The following is a 3,086-nucleotide window of genomic DNA, read 5'->3' on the forward strand; positions in this document are numbered from 1 at the left end:
TGGAAGATCAATTGAAATCAACGGCTTAGGCATACTATATCTTTCAGCTGAGATACATGGCAGAGCAAGACCTTGTCGGATTAGAGGCAAAACGGAGATACTCAAAACCGCCGACAAGTGACTTACAAACAACTTAACTTTTTTGTGTCCAAGATATTGACTCAAGTCCAACTGTATCAGCTAAGTTATATGCAAAACCACCAACAACAATAGTTGTATCAGATTTAGCATCAACTTTTGTACCTGTTTTAGCACTTGCATCATAGTTAACAACTGGTACACTATCAATTTCGCCTTTAGAGTTGTATGTTACTTCAATAACATCTCCTCTAGCAGCAGAAACAACTACACCGTTTTCAGCCAACACAGTTACAGCCTTACCGTCAACAAATCCATAAACTTTGTTAACAGTATCGCCATCAGCATTAAGCACACTTGTAACTTTGTCGACCACGATTAATTGAGCATCAGATGAAGGTGTAGCAAAGCTTGCATCACTAATAAATACTACTTCAGCATCGTCATTGAAATGACGAGCTTCTCGTTCTACGCCACGAACTGTTGTCCGTTAAACGTATACACGATTGGTGTGTCCAACACCACTACTGATTGAGCATTTAGCCCTTTCAGATACTTTTTACCAATATTGATGGCTCCATTTACGTCAGCGTTTAAAACCGTTTTACAGTCTTCACAAACATATAGTCCTCTATGTTTGCGGTTTGCTTTTTTTGCATATTCTTTTGACGGCATCGGTTTACAAACAGAACAAGTTTGGGAAGTGTAATCTTCTGAAACAGTTTCTACTGAAATTCCTTTTTCTTCTGCTTTGTATGTCATCATTTTTACAATCTTTCGATAAGGTAGTCTATGAAACTTCTGATTCGTTTTCTTCCCAAAGCGAGCCTGTTCCCGAATACCTGTTATGTCCCCAATGACAATGGTTTTCACTCCATGCTGTACCGCTAAGTCAATGACTTTTCTCGTCATGCAATGCAGAATATGAAACGTTTGCCTGTTCTTTTTCTTATATAATTGAAGAACTCCCCTTGATTTTTTTGGGTATTTTATTCCTTTTGCCGACTGTTGAGCGTCAGAAATAGCTTGATAGTATGCTATTTTCTTGTGAAAGTACCGCTCAACAGACATCCATTGGCGACCTGAGATGATATGAGAACGTCCATGATAGTCATAACATGTTAAGGCATTGGCAATTCCGATGTCAATTGCCATAATTTTGTGCTGGTCTTTTTAATAGGAATATCATTGTATTCTTGTGCAAGGATGATTTTATATTCCCCTTTGGATAGGGATTTTCCTTCAACGGTTTTGATAATGCCTAATTCAATATGTTTTGGTACCGGAATATAAACAAATTTTTGTTCAATTCCATATTTTTCACGAAGATATTTTTTAAGTTGTTTTGGAATTGATAAACGCAGGCGATTTTCTTCCACCCGAAAACCGTTATTTAGAAACTTTACATTAAACTTTGTTTGTTTGAATCTTGGCGGTTTTGGATTTTCTATATCCCCTGATTTTTTCAGCTCAAAAAAAGACTCCCATGCTTCTTGTAAAACCTTTAAGACCTCATGTGCCGATTGAGAAGGCAAGTTTGCCACATTCCACAGTTTTCTTGCAACATAACCCAATTGCGATAAGATCAAGTCCGTTTCTTGATTGGGTTTGTATATGAAATAAGAGGCACGAATCATATCACTCACCACCTTTCGATTGATTTTCAATGTATCTTTTTATGACATCTTCACTAATAGAGCCAACCGTTTCGATGTAGAAACTGCTGTTCCACAAATGACCTTTCCATAAGTATTTTTTTATTTCAGGAAACTTCAAAAACATTTTTCTTCCCGATATTCCTTTTAACATTTTGACGATGTAAGATGGGGCTATTTTCGGATGTGCAGAAACAAACACATGAATATGATCTTGTTCACCTACCTCCATCATGATAACTTCAAACCCCTTTTCTTTCGCAATATCTTGAAATAGTTCTTTTAAATATTGTTCAATTTCATTCGTCAACACTTTTCTTCGGTACTTTACCGACCATACAATTGTGGTAATTAACGTTATAAACACACGTTCGAGCATACGTGAGATTAGATTTGTTTTTCATACATATAGTATATAATATAGAGCCTTTTATAGCCATAAAAGTAAGTTTTCATTAAAACACATATAGTATGTAAGATTACAAAAAGAAGGCGGTCTTTCATCTCCCCATTAAAATGCGGAGGATTCTGACCGCTTATACTTAAATTCTTTTTTAAAATCGCCGCAATCGCAGAATTTCTCTACTTCTTTAATTACGATTGGTCTGATTTTTCTTCCGTATTTATTTTTGAATTTTTCCCAATGTTGATGTTGATCAAAGAAAATACGTTTCAATATGTTTGTCTCCATATAACAAAAATACCACAGTATCAAGGACTGTAGTAGGATAAAATTTTAAACTTTCTGGTGTATGAAATAATGTTTTTAGACACAAAAATATCCCAGTGACTATGATATGATTGAAATACTTAACCAAGTTTACTCAATCATCCACCCTACAAGGAGGTCATAGTCAATGAGACTACTTAATAGTAAACAAGGTTTAAGAAGAAGTCAATTCGCAAAAGAACTTAAAGGTGCTGATTTAGAAAAGGTATTACTTGTTCCAATTGATGTTTCAAAGGTTTTACAGAAATCCATGATCTTAAATTACTTTGGTGAAGTGATTCAGACATCATTTTCCTTCATGGTTAATCATACTGGAATGAAGTATCTTATCCAAAAGATTGAAGATGCCAAACATTCATGCCGTGCTGAGAAAGTATTTGTTGGTATAGAAGCAACTGGCCACCACTACGAAGATATTGTTCGTATCTTAACAGAGAAGGGCTATTCTGTTCACATTATCAATCCAGCTTCAACTCATGAAGAACGGAAGCAACACCTTACTTATACCAAAACCGATGACATAGATTTGTACCTAATTGCCGAAGCATTGGTTGGCAATAAAGCTACTAATTCTAAGCTTTCTGCTGGCGTATTTAGACAACTTCAAAACTTAACACGGGCTA

Annotated in this window: 4 protein-coding genes and 2 pseudogenes; 1 reads left to right on the top strand and 5 read right to left on the bottom strand. The window is 35.6% G+C overall.

Going from position 1 to position 3,086, the window contains the following annotated elements; genetic code table 11:
• Positions 1 to 133: 133 nt before the first annotated feature.
• From TEPIDINF_RS10270 to TEPIDINF_RS10290, 5 genes and pseudogenes are all read right to left on the bottom strand, one after another.
• Complete coding sequence (locus tag TEPIDINF_RS10270) at positions 134 to 454, bottom strand: hypothetical protein (RefSeq protein ID WP_421691928.1); 321 nt, start codon at positions 452 to 454, stop codon at positions 134 to 136.
• Positions 455 to 546: 92 nt separating this feature from the next.
• On the bottom strand, positions 547 to 1,233 hold the full coding sequence (locus TEPIDINF_RS10275) for an RNA-guided endonuclease InsQ/TnpB family protein (RefSeq protein WP_421691929.1): 687 nt from the start codon (positions 1,231 to 1,233) through the stop codon (positions 547 to 549).
• On the bottom strand, positions 1,200 to 1,715 hold the full coding sequence (locus TEPIDINF_RS10280) for a hypothetical protein (RefSeq protein WP_421691930.1): 516 nt from the start codon (positions 1,713 to 1,715) through the stop codon (positions 1,200 to 1,202). The genes TEPIDINF_RS10275 and TEPIDINF_RS10280 overlap by 34 nt, the downstream gene beginning before the upstream one ends.
• Position 1,716: 1 nt before the next feature.
• A pseudogene (gene tnpA, locus TEPIDINF_RS10285) lies at positions 1,717 to 2,137 on the bottom strand (IS200/IS605 family transposase).
• Between the two features lie 137 nt (positions 2,138 to 2,274).
• Positions 2,275 to 2,424, bottom strand: a pseudogene (locus tag TEPIDINF_RS10290) (IS91 family transposase); the annotation flags it as partial.
• Between the two features lie 166 nt (positions 2,425 to 2,590).
• On the opposite strand from TEPIDINF_RS10290, the gene TEPIDINF_RS10295 reads away from it, so the two are divergent.
• The coding region (locus TEPIDINF_RS10295; RefSeq protein WP_421691931.1) for an IS110 family transposase at positions 2,591 to 3,086 on the top strand (496 nt) is incomplete at its 3' end.

The sequence above is a fragment of the Tepidibacillus infernus genome (assembly GCF_048898065.1).
GTDB classification, from domain to species: domain Bacteria; phylum Bacillota; class Bacilli; order Tepidibacillales; family Tepidibacillaceae; genus Tepidibacillus_B; species Tepidibacillus_B infernus.